This is a genomic window from Pseudomonas helleri, from assembly GCF_045830615.1.
Taxonomy (GTDB): domain Bacteria; phylum Pseudomonadota; class Gammaproteobacteria; order Pseudomonadales; family Pseudomonadaceae; genus Aquipseudomonas; species Aquipseudomonas helleri.
Genome location: NZ_CP174501.1, coordinates 347209 through 361165 on the forward strand (window position 1 = coordinate 347209; position 13957 = coordinate 361165).

Annotated in this window: 14 protein-coding genes and 1 pseudogene; 7 read left to right on the plus strand and 8 right to left on the minus strand. The window is 58.5% G+C overall.

The window, feature by feature from the left end; translation table 11 throughout:
- Window positions 1–14: 14 nt before the first annotated feature.
- From ACJJU9_RS01620 to fdhA, 5 genes are all read left to right on the plus strand, one after another.
- Window positions 15–347, plus strand: a complete 333-nt coding sequence (locus ACJJU9_RS01620) for a sarcosine oxidase subunit delta (RefSeq protein WP_048372327.1) — start codon at window positions 15–17, stop codon at window positions 345–347.
- Window positions 344–3361, plus strand: coding sequence for a sarcosine oxidase subunit alpha (locus tag ACJJU9_RS01625; RefSeq protein WP_273219355.1), 3018 nt, complete (start codon window positions 344–346; stop codon window positions 3359–3361). Before ACJJU9_RS01620 ends, ACJJU9_RS01625 begins: the two co-directional genes overlap by 4 nt.
- A gap of 12 nt (window positions 3362–3373) precedes the next feature.
- Complete coding sequence (locus ACJJU9_RS01630) at window positions 3374–4006, plus strand: sarcosine oxidase subunit gamma (RefSeq protein ID WP_048372325.1); 633 nt, start codon at window positions 3374–3376, stop codon at window positions 4004–4006.
- A 108-nt stretch (window positions 4007–4114) separates the two neighbouring features.
- Window positions 4115–4972: a formyltetrahydrofolate deformylase gene (gene purU, locus ACJJU9_RS01635; protein WP_407729916.1), complete on the plus strand. Its 858-nt coding sequence runs from the start codon at window positions 4115–4117 to the stop codon at window positions 4970–4972.
- Window positions 4973–5047: 75 nt separating this feature from the next.
- On the plus strand, window positions 5048–6247 hold the full coding sequence (gene fdhA / locus ACJJU9_RS01640) for a formaldehyde dehydrogenase, glutathione-independent (RefSeq protein ID WP_407729917.1): 1200 nt from the start codon (window positions 5048–5050) through the stop codon (window positions 6245–6247).
- Window positions 6248–6310: 63 nt separating this feature from the next.
- On the opposite strand, the gene ACJJU9_RS01645 is transcribed toward fdhA, so the two are convergent.
- The 4 genes and pseudogenes from ACJJU9_RS01645 to ACJJU9_RS01660 form a co-directional block, all read right to left on the minus strand.
- Window positions 6311–7372, minus strand: coding sequence for an RHS repeat-associated core domain-containing protein (locus tag ACJJU9_RS01645; RefSeq protein WP_407729918.1), 1062 nt, complete (start codon window positions 7370–7372; stop codon window positions 6311–6313).
- 91 nt (window positions 7373–7463) lie between these two features.
- Window positions 7464–7724, minus strand: a complete 261-nt coding sequence (locus ACJJU9_RS01650; protein WP_407729919.1) for a short-chain dehydrogenase — start codon at window positions 7722–7724, stop codon at window positions 7464–7466.
- 337 nt (window positions 7725–8061) lie between these two features.
- Window positions 8062–8355: pseudogene (locus ACJJU9_RS01655) on the minus strand (anti-sigma factor); the annotation flags it as partial.
- Window positions 8352–8870 (minus strand): sigma factor, encoded by a 519-nt coding sequence (locus ACJJU9_RS01660; protein ID WP_407729920.1) that lies wholly within the window; start codon window positions 8868–8870, stop codon window positions 8352–8354. The pseudogene ACJJU9_RS01655 and the gene ACJJU9_RS01660, both read right to left, overlap by 4 nt.
- A 276-nt stretch (window positions 8871–9146) precedes the next feature.
- Here ACJJU9_RS01660 and ACJJU9_RS01665 point away from each other — a divergent pair, with 276 nt between their 5' ends.
- Window positions 9147–9722 carry a DUF2780 domain-containing protein gene (locus ACJJU9_RS01665; protein WP_048372375.1) on the plus strand — a complete coding sequence of 192 codons (576 nt, stop codon included), beginning with the start codon at window positions 9147–9149 and terminating at the stop codon, window positions 9720–9722.
- A 3-nt stretch (window positions 9723–9725) separates the two neighbouring features.
- On the opposite strand, the gene ACJJU9_RS01670 is transcribed toward ACJJU9_RS01665, so the two are convergent.
- Complete coding sequence (locus tag ACJJU9_RS01670) at window positions 9726–10613, minus strand: acyltransferase (RefSeq protein ID WP_407729921.1); 888 nt, start codon at window positions 10611–10613, stop codon at window positions 9726–9728.
- 164 nt (window positions 10614–10777) lie between these two features.
- On the opposite strand from ACJJU9_RS01670, the gene ACJJU9_RS01675 reads away from it, so the two are divergent.
- Window positions 10778–11278 (plus strand): ATP-dependent zinc protease, encoded by a 501-nt coding sequence (locus ACJJU9_RS01675; RefSeq protein ID WP_407729922.1) that lies wholly within the window; start codon window positions 10778–10780, stop codon window positions 11276–11278.
- 174 nt (window positions 11279–11452) lie between these two features.
- Here ACJJU9_RS01675 and ACJJU9_RS01680 read toward each other — a convergent pair whose 3' ends face one another.
- From ACJJU9_RS01680 to ACJJU9_RS01690, 3 genes are all read right to left on the minus strand, one after another.
- Window positions 11453–12499 (minus strand): RHS repeat-associated core domain-containing protein, encoded by a 1047-nt coding sequence (locus ACJJU9_RS01680; protein WP_407729923.1) that lies wholly within the window; start codon window positions 12497–12499, stop codon window positions 11453–11455.
- Window positions 12500–12626: 127 nt separating this feature from the next.
- A complete protein-coding gene (locus tag ACJJU9_RS01685; RefSeq protein ID WP_088500226.1) occupies window positions 12627–12803 on the minus strand; it encodes a hypothetical protein in 177 nt (58 codons plus the stop codon).
- Complete coding sequence (locus ACJJU9_RS01690; protein WP_407729924.1) at window positions 12800–13912, minus strand: PepSY-associated TM helix domain-containing protein; 1113 nt, start codon at window positions 13910–13912, stop codon at window positions 12800–12802. The genes ACJJU9_RS01685 and ACJJU9_RS01690 overlap by 4 nt, the downstream gene beginning before the upstream one ends.
- Between the last annotated feature and the right edge of the window lie 45 nt (window positions 13913–13957).

The following is a 13957-nucleotide window of genomic DNA, read 5'->3' on the forward strand; positions in this document are numbered from 1 at the left end:
CAGGAGAAACACCCATGTTGCATATCTTCTGTCCTCATTGCGGCGAGTTGCGCTCCGAAGAAGAGTTTCACGCCAGCGGCCAGGCGCATATTCCGCGCCCGCTCGACCCCAACGCCTGCACCGACAAAGAGTGGGGCGACTATATGTTCTTTCGCGATAACCCACGCGGCCTGCACCACGAGTTGTGGAACCACGTCGCCGGTTGCCGCCAGTTCTTTAACGCCACGCGCAACACCGTGACCTACGAAATTCTGGAAACCTACCTGATTGGTAGCAAACCGCAGTTCACCGAACAGGCCGCGCCGGTTGCGCCTGCAGCCACCCGCGAGCTGGGAGAAAAGGTATGAGCCAGACCCATCGCTTGCCTAACGGCGGCCGTGTTGATCGCAGCAAAGTGCTGACCTTTACCTTCAATGGCCAACAGTACAAAGGCTATGAAGGCGACAGCCTGGCGGCCGCGTTGCTGGCCAATGGTGTCGACATCATCGGTCGCAGTTTCAAGTATTCCCGGCCTCGGGGCATTTATGCCGCTGGCGCTGAAGAGCCCAACGCGGTGCTGCAAATCGGCGCCACCGAAGCCACGCAAATCCCCAACGTGCGCGCCACGCAACAGGCGCTGTATCAAGGTTTGGTGGCCACCAGCACCAACGGCTGGCCCAACGTCAACACCGACATGATGGGCATTTTGGGCAAGGTCGGCGGCAAGCTGATGCCGCCGGGTTTTTACTACAAAACCTTTATGTACCCGCAGTCGTTCTGGATGACTTACGAGAAGTACATCCGCAAGGCGGCAGGCTTGGGCCGTTCGCCTACGCAGAATGACCCCGATACCTACGACAACATGAACCACCACTGCGACGTGCTGATTGTCGGCGCCGGACCTGCCGGTTTGGCCGCGGCCCTGGCGGCTGCACGCAGCGGTGCACGGGTGATTGTCGCCGATGAGCAGGAAGAGTTTGGCGGCAGCCTGCTGGACAGCCGCGAAAGCCTGGACGGCAAACCGGCCATGGAGTGGGTCGCTAAAGTGATCGCCGAACTCAAGAGCCTGCCGGACGTGCTGTTGCTGCCGCGGGCGACGGTCAACGGTTATCACGACCACAACTTTTTGACCATTCACGAGCGGCTCACCGACCACCTGGGCGACCGTGCGCCGATTGGCCAGGTGCGCCAACGCCTTCACCGGGTCCGGGCCAAGCGCGTGGTGCTAGCCACCGGCGCCTGCGAGCGCCCGCTGGTGTACGGCAACAACGACGTGCCGGGCAACATGCTGGCAGGTGCGGTGTCGACCTACGTGCGCCGCTACGGCGTGGCGCCGGGTAAAAAACTGCTGCTGAGCACCAACAACGATTACGCCTACCGCGTCGCGCTGGACTGGCTTGATGCCGGCCAGCAGGTGGTGGCAGTGGCCGATGCGCGGAGCAATCCGCGAGGCGCGCTGGTTGAAGAGGCGCGGGCCAAAGGCATTCGGATTTTGACTGGAAGTGCGGTGATCGAAGCCCGTGGCAGCAAGCGCGTGACCGGCGCCCGCGTGGCGGCCATTGACCTTAAAACCCACAGCGTTACCAGCCCCGGCGAATGGCTGGTGTGTGATCTGGTGGCGACGTCGGGCGGTTACAGCCCGGTGGTGCACCTGGCCTCGCACTTGGGCGGCAAGCCGATCTGGCGCGAAGACATCTTGGGGTTTGTCCCGGGCGAAGCGCCGCAAAAGCGCGTGTGCGTCGGCGGCATTAATGGCGTGTACGGGCTAGGTGACAGCCTGGCCGATGGCTTTGAAGGCGGCGTGCGCGCTGCCAGCGAAGCCGGGTTTAAAGCGGTCGAGGGCGTGTTGCCCAAAGCCTTGAACCAAGTGCAGGAAGCCACCGTGGCGCTGTTTCAGGTGCCCCACGAAAAAGCCACGGCGCGGGCCCCCAAACAATTTGTCGACCTGCAAAACGACGTGACGGCGGCCGCGATTGAGCTGGCCACCCGCGAAGGCTTTGAGTCGGTCGAGCACGTCAAACGCTACACCGCGCTGGGCTTTGGTACTGACCAGGGCAAGCTGGGCAACGTTAACGGTCTGGCGATTGCTGCGCGTTCGTTGAACGTGACCATCCCGCAGATGGGCACCACCATGTTCCGCCCCAACTACACGCCGGTGACGTTCGGCGCGGTAGCGGGTCGCCATTGCGGGCATATTTTTGAGCCAGTGCGTTACACCGCATTGCAGGCCTGGCACGTGAAACAGGGCGCCGAGTTTGAAGACGTCGGCCAGTGGAAACGCCCATGGTACTTCCCGCGTCATGGCGAAGACCTGCACGCTGCGGTTAAACGCGAGTGCCAGGCGGTGCGCGACAGCGTCGGAATTCTGGACGCCTCGACCCTGGGCAAAATTGATATTCAAGGCCCTGATGCGCGGGAGTTTTTAAACCGCATCTACACCAACGCCTGGACCAAGCTGGATGTGGGCAAGGCGCGTTACGGGCTGATGTGCAAAGAGGACGGCATGGTCTTCGACGACGGTGTGACGGCGTGTCTGGCCGACAACCATTTCGTCATGACCACCACCACCGGCGGTGCGGCCCGCGTGCTGCAATGGCTGGAAATCTATCAACAGACTGAATGGCCGGAACTCAAGGTGTACTTCACCTCGGTCACCGACCATTACGCGACGCTGACCTTGAGCGGCCCCAACAGCCGCAAGCTGCTGAGCGAAGTGACCGACATTGATCTGGACCGCGATGCGTTCCCGTTCATGACCTGGAAAGAAGGCCTGGTGGCGGGCGTGCCGGCGCGGGTGTTCCGTATTTCGTTTACCGGCGAGCTGTCGTACGAGGTCAACATCCAGGCTGACTACGCCATGGGCGTGCTGGAAAAAATCGCTGAGGCGGGCAAGCAATACAACCTGACCCCGTACGGCACCGAGACCATGCACGTGCTGCGCGCCGAGAAGGGTTTCATCATCGTTGGCCAGGACACCGACGGCTCCATGACCCCGGACGACCTCAACATGGGCTGGTGTGTGGGCCGCACCAAACCGTTCTCGTGGATCGGCTGGCGCGGCATGAATCGCGAAGACTGTGTGCGTGACCAGCGTAAACAGTTGGTAGGCCTCAAGCCGGTCGACCCGAATAAATGGCTGCCGGAAGGCGCGCAACTGGTGTTCGACCCTAAACAGACCATCCCGATGACCATGGTTGGCCATGTGACCTCCAGCTATGCGCACAACTCGCTGGGGTATTCGTTTGCCATGGGCGTGGTCAAGGGTGGCCTCAAGCGCCTCGGCGAGCGGGTGTTCTCACCCCAGGCGGATGGCAGCGTGATCGAGGCTGAAATTGTGTCTTCGGTGTTCTTCGACCCGAAAGGCGACCGGCAGAATATTTGAGTGGGTGATCTCATGACGACCGCAAACGTATACCAACAACGCCCGGACTCGGGCGCCAAAGCCGAGTCATCGCTGCATCACGCTCACTTGGCCAAGTTGATCGGCAAGGGCCGTAAAAACCCCGGCGTGACCGTGCGCGAGAAAAAACTGCTGGGCCACCTGACCCTGCGCGGCGACGCCAAAGACCCAGCCTTTGCCGAAGGTGTGCACAAGGCGCTGGGCCTGGAGTTGCCGGTGGCCTTGAGCCTGGTGGCCAAGGGCGACAGTTCGCTGCAATGGATGGGCCCGGATGAATGGCTGCTCATCGTCCCCGGCGGTCAGGAATACGCCGTGGAACAGGCCCTGCGCGCCGCGTTGGCGGGGCTGCATATTTCGGTGGTCAACGTCAGTGGCGGGCAGCAACTGCTGGAACTGAGCGGGCCGAACGTGCGCAACGTGCTGATGAAGTCGACGAGCTACGACGTGCACCCCGATAACTTCCCGGTGGGCAAGGCGGTGGGCACCGTGTTTGCCAAGTCGCAGCTGGTGATCCGGCACACGGCTGAAGACACGTGGGAGCTGTTGATCCGCCGCAGTTTCTCGGACTACTGGTGGCTGTGGCTGCAGGATGCGGCGGCGGAATATGGGCTGAATGTTGAGGCCTGAGGCATAACGCACACCGTGTAGGAGCGAGCTTGCCTCGCGATCTTTTGATCTTTAAAAGCTCGCGAGACAAGCTCGCTCCTACAGGGGTCTATAACAAGGAATTGCACCATGAGCCGCGCCCCTGACACCTGGATCCTCACGGCCGATTGCCCCAGCCTGCTGGGCACCGTCGACGCCGTGACCCGCTATCTGTTTGAACACCGCTGCTACGTCACCGAGCACCATTCCTTTGATGATCAGCGTTCGGGGCGATTTTTTATTCGCGTTGAATTCCGTCAGCCCGACGGTTTTGACGAGAACGCCTTTCGCGAAGGGCTGGCTGAGCGGGGCAAGGCCTTTGGCATGACCTTTGAGCTGACCCCGCCGCACTACCGGCCCAAAGTGCTGATCATGGTTTCCAAGGCGGACCACTGCCTGAACGACTTGCTGTATCGCCAACGCATCGGCCAACTGTCGATGGATGTGGTGGCGGTGGTGTCCAACCACCCTGACCTTGAGCCGCTGGCGCAATGGCATGGCATCCCGTATCACCACTTCGCCCTCGACCCGGCCAACAAGCCCGCGCAAGAGGCCCGTGTGTGGCAAGTGGTCGAAGACACCGGCGCCGAACTGGTGATTCTTGCCCGCTACATGCAAGTACTGTCACCCGAGCTGTGCCGCAAACTCGACGGCAAGGCCATCAACATTCACCACTCGTTGCTCCCCGGTTTTAAAGGCGCCAAGCCGTATCACCAGGCCTACGAGAAAGGCGTGAAACTGGTGGGCGCCACTGCGCACTACATCAATAACGACCTGGACGAAGGCCCGATCATCGCCCAAGGCGTGGAGGTGGTTGACCACAGTCACTACCCCGAAGACTTGATCGCCAAAGGCCGCGACATCGAAGCCCAGACCCTGGCGCGGGGCGTGGGTTATCACATTGAACGGCGCGTTTTCCTAAATGGAGGTCGTACGGTGGTGTTATGACGGCGGCGGCAAGCTCTAAGCTGCAAGCGACACGTTAAAACTGCTTCACCTCCAACAACAACAAGGGTGAATACGATGGCTGACAATCGCGGTGTGGTGTACCTGGGCAATGGCCAGGTTGAAGTGCAGAACATTCCTTTTCCCAAGATGCAAAACCCTCAAGGCAAGCCGATCCATCACGGGGTGATCCTGCGGGTGGTGTCGACCAATATTTGTGGGTCTGACCAGCACATGGTGCGCGGTCGCACCACGGCGCAAGTGGGGCTGGTGCTGGGCCACGAGATCACCGGCGAGGTGATTGAAGCCGGGCGTGACGTTGAGCATTTGAAAGTCGGCGACCTGGTGTCGGTGCCGTTCAACGTGGCCTGCGGGCGTTGCCGCAGTTGCAAAGAGCAAAACACCGGCGTGTGCCTGACCGTCAACCCGGCCCGTCCCGGCGGTGCGTATGGCTATGTGGACATGGGCGATTGGGTGGGCGGCCAGGCGGAATATGTGCTGGTGCCGTATGCCGATTTCAACCTGCTCAAACTGCCGAACCGCGACGCCGCCATGGAGAAAATCCGCGACCTGACCTGCCTCTCCGACATCCTGCCCACCGGCTACCACGGCGCGGTCACGGCCGGCGTTGGCCCCGGCAGCACGGTATACATCGCCGGTGCTGGCCCGGTAGGCCTGGCTGCGGCGGCGTCGGCGCGTTTGCTGGGTGCTGCGGTGGTGATTGTCGGTGACGTTAACCCGATCCGTCTGGCGCACGCCAAGGCGCAGGGCTTTGAGATTGCCGACCTGTCCAAGGACACCCCGCTGCATGAGCAAATCGCCGAGTTGCTGGGCGAGCCGGAAGTCGACTGCGCGGTCGATGCCGTGGGCTTTGAAGCCCGTGGTCACGGCCATGATGGCGTCAAGCACGAAGCCCCGGCCACGGTGCTCAACTCACTGATGGGCGTGGTGCGGGTGGCGGGCAAAATCGGCATTCCGGGCCTGTACGTCACCGAAGACCCGGGCGCTGTCGATGCGGCCGCCAAAATGGGCAGCCTGAGCATCCGCTTTGGTTTGGGCTGGGCCAAATCCCACACCTTCCACACCGGGCAAACCCCGGTCATGAAATACAACCGCCAACTGATGCAGGCGATCATGTGGGACCGCATCAAAATTGCCGACATTGTGGGTGTGGAGGTGATTAGCTTGAATGATGCCCCGCGCGGGTATGGCGAGTTTGATGCGGGTGTGCCGAAGAAGTTTGTGATTGATCCGCATAGGTTGTTTAGTGCAATCTGAAAATAAATAAGCACTCTGTTAATTACAGAGTGCTTGTTAGATATCAATCACAGACAAGGATTTTTATTTTGCTTTTCGAATGCGCTTTGTATAAGCCGAAAATTGTTGAGGGTTAGTTGCTAGAGTGACCGTATTGTAATAGCTAGGTGGAGCTGTCGCTTCAGCATAGCTGGGTAATGTATCAATGTTATCCGTTGCGGCAGCTTCTGCTCTTAAATAAGCAGTTGATGTGGAAGGAGGAGGGGGAGTGTAAGTGCTCTGGCGTGGTGGAGTTATAGTGCCGCTCGGAGACCGTGAGGGCCTATTGCCACTCCGAAAAAATGCATTTATTGCCTCAAGCGCTGGGTCTCCGGGGCGATATATTACAGCGTGGCGCCTTGGCATAATATTGGGATTCGATGCAGGTACACTCTCCACTGAGCCGAACGACGTTATAGAATTTTGCCGTGATACCGTTGTAGATAAATCCCCAATTTCTTCGGAGATTGATGAGCGTAATGATCTTGCTGATGGAGTTCGTGAAAGGGCACTTGTATTGGGGATGGTGTTCACGATATTGCGTGTTGTCCACGCCGGTGTTTTAGCAGCAATAAGTATTTTACTTAAAAAGGGGATATGGCCTGTTGGATCAACTTTGTTCACTGGGTCATTATCGCAATATGCATACGCATTAATCCCCCCGTCACCAAACGGGCTCCAACTGTCCGGACTGTTGAATCGCATCAATATTGGATTAAACGCCCGATACCCTTGGCCCAACAAATAATGCCCTGTCAGCGGTTCTGGCCGTTCACCGTTAAACCCTGCGCCATTAAGTGAGGCGCCGATGGGGTGATGGCCAAAGGGCGAGTAAGCCTGCGCGTGCAGGGCGCCCTCAGGGCTAACGCCATTGAGCACAGAGGTTTGCTGATCGGTCGCCAATAACGTGGTGCCGGGCAGGCTGCCATGCTGCTGCAACGCGAGGGGTTGTGAGTCGGTCTCAAAAAACCGGCTTTTGCGTTCGCCCTCAATCTCAGTGGCGATGCGGGTGTCGTTGTAAAAACGTTGAATGCTGTTGCTGGCGGCCAGACGGTCCAATGGATCGTACAGGTAAGTGCTGGCGACGGTTTTGCGCTGTTTGCTCATGCTGAACTCCCGGGAAAAGCGCGGACGAAGGTTGAGCTTCTCCCTGGAGTTGCACGCTGTATAGCTAGCAGAACTGCTAGGTCGTGGGCGTTTAGACCTGCAAGCGCTGGCCCAGTACGTCGAGCAGGTCACAGCCGTCGCGCAGCAAAATGGCGCATGGCTGGGTGATGTGTTTGAGGTCTATGCCGTCGGCGGCGCTCAGGTCTAAACGGTTGAGGCTTTCGAACAGTTGGGTCACGGCCAGAATGCGCGCCGCCGCATTGGCATGCAGCACGTCAGGCGGACTTTGGCGGTCAATCAGCAAGCTGGGGATCAGGCAGTCTATTGCGGTCAGCGGGATGTATTGGTTCATGGCTTAGTCTCGTTGAAGTAAATGAGACTGCCGCCTACTTGTCGCCAAACAAATAGGTGGCAGCTGCACGCGGGTTGGCGAACCGGCAACGAGACACCCGGCAGACCCGAAGGTCTCCCGCGCACAGCTGCCATAGAGCAACTCTGCGGGTACGGATCATCCTGCAAAAAACAGACGTTCCGCACTCATTGATCGGGTCGCCAAACCCGGTCGCCATTGGGACGACCGGCGGACTATAAGCCCCTGACTCCAACCCGTGCAAACCTAAAACCTTGTAGGAGCGAGCTTGCTCGCGATCTTTTGAGGGTTAAAAGACAACCAGCACAACCGCGGCCGCCACCACCACACAGGCGATAGCGACCAGGTTCAGCCGGCTCAACAACGGTCGCTTGGCCGCCTCTTGAGGTTCAATGCGCGCCACAATCGCTTGCCACACACGGTCGGGCACCGGGTCCTGGCCCACGGAGTCGGTCAGGCGGGCGAGGCTGGTTTGCCAGGCGGCGAGTTCTTCGCGCAGCCCGGCGTCATCAACCAGCAGTTGTTCAAAGCGTTTGCTGGCGGCAGGCGGCATCAGCCCGATGGCGTAATCGCCTGCCAGGGCACGGCGCAGGGTGGGGGTTTGATAATTCATGCTTCAAGGCCTCCGCGCAGCCGTTCCATGCCCCGGCGCAGCCAGACTTTGACAGAACCCAGCGGCGCGGCCAATTGCTCGGCTAATTCTTTGGCGCTGCGGCCGTGAAAATAGGCAGTGGTAATGGTTTGACGCTGCATGCCATCCAGTTGCTCAAGGCAAGGCGGCTGTTGCAGGGCGCCCTCGGGCAGCTCGCGGTGTATGCGCAATTGCTCGATGGCCTGATCGTGGGTGATGGCGATCATCCAGGCCACAGGGGCTGACAAATGGGGGTCGTATTGCGCGGCGTTTTGCCAGATGCGCACGAAGCTTTCTTGCACCACTTCTTCGGCCAGATCACGCTGGCTGATGCACTGCAAGGCCACGTTTTGCAGACGTGGGGCGACGCTACGATACAACGTTTCAAAGGCTCGACGGTTGCCCAATGCACACTGGGCCAACAGCTTTTTGAGGTACTCGGCGTCGGAGATTAAGATGACCGTTCTCCCATTTATCAGGGGATGGCAATGTGCCACTTACGTGGAAAGATTAGTCCAAAATTCGTGGCTGTTCCATGCAGTGGCCGATCATTTTTTTCTGATGTGCCGACTTGATTTTTGGCGGTTTTATCATCCTGTCTTGATAAGTGCCGGCCCGCTGTAGAGCGATGCCCGCGCCGTCCCTGTTTTGAATTAAGATTGCGCCCTGTTTGCTGAATGCTGGCTGTAGGGAACATCCGCAGCGGTGTTGAGTCTGAGTATTAGTTTTGCTGCTCCTTGGCGGGCAGCTTTTTGGTTGAAGAGGTCGATGCGATGAAAAAGTTGAGCGCAGTAGCACTGGCAACATTGATGAGCGTAGCGGTCACCCCGGTGTTTGCAGCAGGGTTTGACCTGGGGGCGGCAACCCAGCTCTTGGGCCAGGTACAAGGCGGCAACAGCGCCAGCTCTGACAAGTCGGTGCAGGCCTTGCAACTGCTGACCAAAGCCCAGCAGATGGGCGTCAAGCCTGAGCAAGCGGCGGGTGGCGTGGGGGCGATGTTGAGCCTGGCGAAAAACCAGCTGACGGCCAATGATTACGCCGCTCTGACCCAGCAAGTGCCGGGCATTAACAAGGTCACCGGCGCCGGTGCCCTGACTCAACTGAGCCAGTTCAGCGCGAAAAACCCGCAGCTTCAGGCCCTGGTGGGTCAGATCAACCCGGTCAGCAATGATGCCAAAGTGGCGGTCAGCAACGTGACCAACCAATCGCAATTGAACAGCGCATTCCAGGCGCTGGGCATGAAAAGCAGCATGGTCCAGGAATTCGCCCCTGTGATCACTCAGTACCTGGGCCAGCAAGGGGTTGCCAGCCCGCTGCTGACCACCCTGGGTACGCTGTGGGGCATCTAAGGATTAGCCGCGCTCAGCGCGCAATGTGCTGATGCGCTGGTCTTTCTTGATCCAGAGCTGGTTGACCCAGCTCTGGATCTGATCGCGAAACACCGGATCGTTCTCGTAATCACCCTGGCACAGGGCCGGATCCAGTTCGCGGGTCTGGATATCAACAATCACTTTGGGCACTTGCCCGCTGATCAACGCCCAAAACCCCGGAATTTTTGCCTGTGGATACACCACGGTGACGTCGAGCACGGCGTCCAGCTGTGGGCCCATTGCCGCCAGTACAAAGGCCACGCCGCCTGCCTTGGGTTTGAGCAGGTAGGTGTAGGGCGATTGTTGCTGGGCGCGTTTGGCCGGGGTAAAGCGGGTGCCTTCCAGGTAGTTGACGACCGTTACCGGCTGGCGCTTGAACAGCTCGCAGGCGGCTTGGGTGATCTTGAGGTCCTGGCCCTTTAGCTCTGGGTGTTTGGCCAAAAAGGCTTTGGAATAGCGCTTCATGAAGGGGTAGTCGAGCGCCCACCAGGCCAGGCCCAGAAACGGCACCCAGATCAGTTCTTTTTTAAGGAAGAACTTGAAGAATGGCGTGCGGCGGTTCAAGCCTTGCATCAAGGCCGGGATATCGACCCACGATTGGTGGTTGCTGATCACCAGGTACGAGGTGGTGCGGCTGAGGTTGTCGGCGCCGCGAATGTCCCAGCGGGTGGGCAGGCACAGGGCGAAAATGCGTTTGTCGATCTCGGACCAGGTTTCGGCGATCCACATCACGGCCCACGAGTTGTAATCGCGCAGCCGACCCGGTGAAATCAGCTTGAGCAGCGCGAACAGCATGAGCGGGCCGAACAAAATGAGGGTGTTGCACAGCAACAGCAATGTGACCAAACAGCCGGTGAGCAGGCGGCGCATAAGTAACTCTTGAACATTTAAGGACCCGCCATGATAAGCAGCGCGTTGCAGAACGCCAAATCAGAGTGCTAACAAATGTTTCACTGCTTAAGGGCTATTGTGCTCAGTGGGAACCAACGACAACTGCAGGGTCTAACCCGCACCCCTAAAAGGAAATGACCGCCATGAAGTCTGTTTTAGCCTTGCTGTCTGTTTTGGCGTTGCCGGTGATGGCCGCCGAGCCGACCCTGTACGGGCGTTATGAGTACATCAAGCTGCCGGAAATCGGTGAGACGCTGAAGGCCAAGATGGACACCGGCGCCTTGACGGCGTCGCTGTCGGCCAAAAACATTCAGACCTTCACCCGTGACGGTGAAGAGTGGGTGCGTTTCCAGCTGGCCACCCCGGACGCGGGCAGCAAGGTGTATGAGCACAAAGTGTCACGCATCAGCAAAATCAAAAACCGCGCTGATGAAGACGAAGACAAAGATGAAGTCAACGTGGCCAAGCGCCCGGTGGTGGATCTGGAGATGTGCCTGGGCAATGTCAAACGCACCGTGGAGGTCAACCTCACCGACCGCAGCAACTTCAACTACCCGCTGTTGATCGGGGCCAAAGCGCTGCGTGAGTTGGGCGCGGCGGTGAACCCGGCGCGTCGGTATACGGCGGATCAGCCTGGGTGTTGAGGGTGGAACTAAGCGTTAACGATGTTATAAAGTTCCAACCCTTTCAGGCCCTCCTTTAGCGCAAAAAAGGTCTGAAGACTTGACCACACTTGGTTTTTTGCACCTCGAGCAGCGAGGGCATCAAATCAAGGAGTCATTCAGACCATCCCTAAGCGAAGTACGCTTAACTTAGATTCATGAATAGGACTTTCTAATATCGGCGAGTCTTTTAGTTAAAGAATCGTGTTCTATAGAGTTCGAATGAAATACGACGGGCTCGAAGGCGAGGTCTCTCCCGCCGGCCGGTGTCAAGCCCAGGAGTGTATCTTCCCGACGAGGGCCCAACGTGTAAAGACGTCTCTCTATCTTGGTGACCTCCGGATTAGCATCCATAAGATCATCGATGCGCGCCAAGTTATCTATTTGCTGCTGTCGTGCTCTTTGTTGCGCCTGCTTTGCCGCAGTATATCGGGCTCTTTTTGTTGTTATTATGTTTTGGTCCGCTACGAGTTGTTTTTGACTCGCTTCGAGTCCTTCGGGTGTGCGTTTTTCTTTATACGCACGTTTATAAGTATTGTTTGGTTCTTTGTTATATCGATGAACACTTTTTCTAGTTAACTTCAAATAAACATCTGGGGAGGATGAATCCGTAGCAGTAATGATTCGGGAAGGTGTTCGCCCAAGTTTGTTACCTATGCCTTTAAATAACGACAGCCAAGAGTGCCCTGTAGGGTCGGTTCTATTCACCGGGTCGCCTGCGCAATACGCATACGCATTAATACCGCCCTCACCAAACGGGCTCCAACTGTCCGGGCTATTGAAGCGCATCAAGACCGGATTGAATGCCCGATAACCATTACCCAATAAGTAGTGTCCGGTTGTTTTGTCGTCGCGTTCACCATTAAACCCCAGTACCCGTTGTTCATCGGCGGGGCTATAACCGGCTGCGGTATAGGCGACGGGGGTGTGTTGCTCGGCCGTGAGCGTGGCCAGGGTTGAGCGTTTGTCGTCATGGGCGATCAATGCGGTTTCAACACCACGGGGGGTGGTGGTCAGTTGCCCTAACACCGCGTTGTCGGTTTCAAACACGCGATAGGCCGTATTGCCTTTAATCTCGGTTGCCACCCGATCGTTGTTGTAAAACACCTGTGTTTCGTCACCTTGCGAACCACCACTTTTTACATGGCGGTCCAGCGGGTCATAAGCGTACTGGTGCAGCAGCACTTTCTTTTTTGCAGACATGGTATTAACCCTTTATCACTTCCTCTATGAAGCCATTAGAAATAGCGGGTTAATACCATGAGCGGTACTGACAGAACGGCTAGGTTTGTGCGCCGTTGGTCGCCAAGCTATTGGGGCAGTGCATTGGTCAGCGCTTGAGCAGCCCGCGCACGCTGATCCACACCGGGATGCCCAGGCCGATCCAGCTCAAGGCGTCCCATGCGCCTTCGCCCAGCAGGGCCGCGAACAAGCCTGTGGCGCTGACCAGGCCAATCGCCAGTGGCACGCTAAAGACTTTCCAGAAGTTGGACTGGCGCGGCTTCATCGGGCGCTCTCCTTGCTGGCCTTGCGCCGTACCCACCACAAGTACAGGCCGCTGCCGAGCACAATAATGGTCAGCACATCGAGGGCCGCCCAGAGTATTTTCATTGGCATGCCGCCGTAGTCACCAAAGTGCAGGGGCTGGGACATGCCCATGGCGTTCATGTACCAGGGGCGGTCGCCGACGGCGGTGACGTCCAGCGTACTGGCGTCGATCAACACCGGTGTCAGCAGGTGCGAGGTGAGGTGGGTGCTGCCTTTCATGAAGACGGCGTAGTGGTGTTCGCTGGAGAAGCGCGTGCCGGGGAAGGCGATAAAGTCCGGTTGCATGCCGGGTGCAGCCTGGTTGGCGATCTCCAGCAGGTGAGTGGCCGGGGCGTGCCGGGTGAGGGGCGGGGCATTGCGGTAGGGTTCAACCATGGCGCTGAGGCTGTCGTTGCGCCAGGCGTCGATGATCAGATCGGCGCACGCGCTGATCACCCCTGTCACGCCCACCACCAAGGCCCAGGTCAGGGTCACGACGCCGATCAGGTTGTGCAGGTCGAGCCAGCGCAGGCGGCGGGATTTGTCGGTGCGCACGCTGGCAAATTCATTGCGCCGCATAAACGGCAAATACAGCACGGTGCCAGAGATGATCGCCAGTACAAACAGGGTGCCCATAAAGGCCAGCAGCAGCTTGCCGGGCAGGCCCGCGAACATGTCTACGTGCAAGCGCAACATGACCATCATGAAGCCGCCATTAGCTGATGGCACTTCAATGGGCTGGCCGGTGCGGGTGTCGAGCATAAAGGTGTGGGACGAGTTGGGCTCGGTGCCAGCGGTGGCGGCCATGATGGCGTAGACCGCGTTGGGCTCGTCTTCTTCCCAGCCGAAATACTGCATGACCTCGCCGGGCCGATGCGCCTCGGCGGCCTGCACCAGTTGCTGCAAATCGAGCTGTGGGGTGCCTTCGGGCAGTGTCTGAACTTGCGGCGCATTGCCCAGCAGGTGATCGATTTCATGGCTGAATATCAACGGCAAACCGGTGAGTGCCAGCATCAGCAAAAAGGCGGTGCAGATCAGGCTGGTCCAGGTGTGGATAAAGGACCAGCGGCGAATGGTTTTGCTTTTCATGAAGGTCCCAAATGTAAAAACACCCTTGTCACTGCAGGAGCGAGC